Origin of the sequence: Massilia genomosp. 1 (assembly GCF_011682185.1) — a bacterium.
GTDB lineage: Bacteria > Pseudomonadota > Gammaproteobacteria > Burkholderiales > Burkholderiaceae_D > Telluria_A > Telluria_A rubra.
The window spans coordinates 1-2,078 of the sequence record NZ_WHJF01000238.1; the positions used below are offsets into that span (position 1 = coordinate 1).

Annotated in this window: 2 protein-coding genes; both read left to right on the forward strand. The window is 63.8% G+C overall.

Translation table 11 applies throughout. From position 1 onward, the window contains the following. On the forward strand, nt 1-244 hold a 244-nt coding region (tnpB, locus tag F1735_RS33165), incomplete at its 5' end, for an IS66 family insertion sequence element accessory protein TnpB (protein WP_167241211.1). A 21-nt stretch (nt 245-265) separates the two neighbouring features. Beyond that, on the forward strand, nt 266-1,972 hold the full coding sequence (tnpC, locus tag F1735_RS33170; protein ID WP_373888628.1) for an IS66 family transposase: 1,707 nt from the start codon (nt 266-268) through the stop codon (nt 1,970-1,972). Nucleotides 1,973-2,078: the final 106 nt, after the last annotated feature.

Genomic DNA, 2,078 nt, shown 5'->3' on the forward strand with positions numbered 1-2,078 from the left:
TTTCGGCAGCGCCCTGGACGTGTTCATCAATCGCCAGCGCGATAAGATCAAGGTCCTGTACTGGCACCGCAACGGTTTTTGCCTGTGGCTCAAGCGGCTCGAGGCGGACAAATTCGCCTGGCCGAAGGACGGCGACACATCCGCGCAGACGATCACCTTGCAGGAGTTCGAATGGCTTCTGGAAGGCTTCGATTTATGGCGAAATTCACCTCATAAAACCTTGCATTTCACTTCGGTTTCATAGGGGGATTTGGTAAAATGACACATGCCTTTTACCCCGTTGAAATCGCCGCCGAAGCCGCCCGAAATTGAGCTCCCCGAGTTCGTTTTGCCAGCGGTATTGCCCGACGATGTCAATGCGCTAAAGCGGCTGCTCCAGGCGCAACAAGACGCCATGGCCGCCGCTCAACAGGCCATGCAACAGGCGATGGAGCAGGCCCTGCACGAAGCGCGGCAAGTGGCCATGCGCGAGGCGCACGACTACATCATTCGCATGATCGAACAATCCGTGCTGGCGCGCCACAGGATGTTCGGTGCCAGCTCCGAGCAATTGGCCTGCCAGGGCCGACTGTTCGACGAGGCCGAGGTGCTGGCGCAGTCGAGCACGGACGAGCAGGATATCGCCGCCCTGCCCGCCACCACCCCAGCGGCGCAACCGGCGGCCGACGCGGCGCAGGATAAGCAACCCAAGGCGCGCGGCAAGCGCGCCCCCTTGTCGGAGGCCTTGAAGCGCGTCGACATCGTCCATGACGTGCCCGAAGACGAACGCACCTGCCCCTGCGGCACGCCAATGGTCGAGATCGGCCAGGATGTGAGCGAGCAACTCGACATCGTGCCGATGCAGATACGCGTGCTGCGCCACATCCGCAAGCGCTATGGCTGCCCGGGCAGCGAGCATGCGCCGGTGACGGCGGTGTTGCCGGCCCAGCCCCTGCCCAAGAGCAACGCCAGCGCCGACTTCCTCGCCATGCTGCTGACAGTCAAGTACGTCGACGGCCTGCCGCTGGCGCGCTTCGAGAACGTGCTTGAGCGCCATGGCGCGGCGGTGCCGCGCCAGACGCTGGCGCGCTGGGCCAGCGGTGCCGGTCGCCTGCTGCAACCGCTGCACAACCTGATGCGCGACGCGCTGCTCGACGGCGCCGTCATCCACATGGACGAGACGGTGGTGCAGGTGCTCAAGGAGGCCGGGCGAAAGGCCAGCACGCAGAGCTATATGTGGGTGCAGACCGGCGGGCCGCCCGGCAAGCCGGTGGTCTTGTACGACTACGATGCCAGCCGCGGCGCCCAGGTGCCGCTGCGCCTGCTCGACGGCTACCGCGGCTACCTGATGACTGACGGCTACACCGGCTATGCCAAGCTGGCGCATATCGAGGGTGTCGAGCACTTGGTGTGCTTCGCCCATGTCCGCAGACGCTTCGTAGAAGCGGCACGGGTGCAGCCGAAGGGCAAGCGCGGGCGCGCCGAAGATGAGATTGAGCTGATAGGTAAGATGTACGGCATCGAGAGCGAGCATGCGGACGTCACCGTGGAGGCACGCACGCTCGCGCGCCAACGCCTGAGCATACCGGCCCTGGAGGCACTGAAGGCGTGGATGGATAAGACTCTGCCTACGGTCACGCCGAAAAGCGCGCTGGGCAAGGCGCTGGCCTATATGCATAAATACTGGAACCGCTTGACGCGCTACACCGAGCGCGGCGACCTCCCAATTGACAACAACCGATGCGAGAACGCGATCCGACCCTTCGTGATTGGACGCAAAGCATGGTTGTTCAGCGATACGCCGGCGGGCGCCCATGCCAGCGCAGTCATTTACTCGCTGGTCGAGACGGCAAAGGCGAATGGCCTGGAGCCATACACATGGCTGCGACGCGTCATGCGCAGCTTGCCGCTGGCGACGACGGTGGACGAGGTGGAGGCGCTGTTGCCGTGGAATTTGCATAGCCATGATTTAGCCAGCGAAACGGTTCCCTGAACAGCCTGGGGTTCATGGGGCACTTACGAACAGCCGGGTGAACGGATTGGCGTGATCGGCACCTCGCTCGGCGCCGCAGCGCTGGTGTTGTCGAAACCCGGACGCG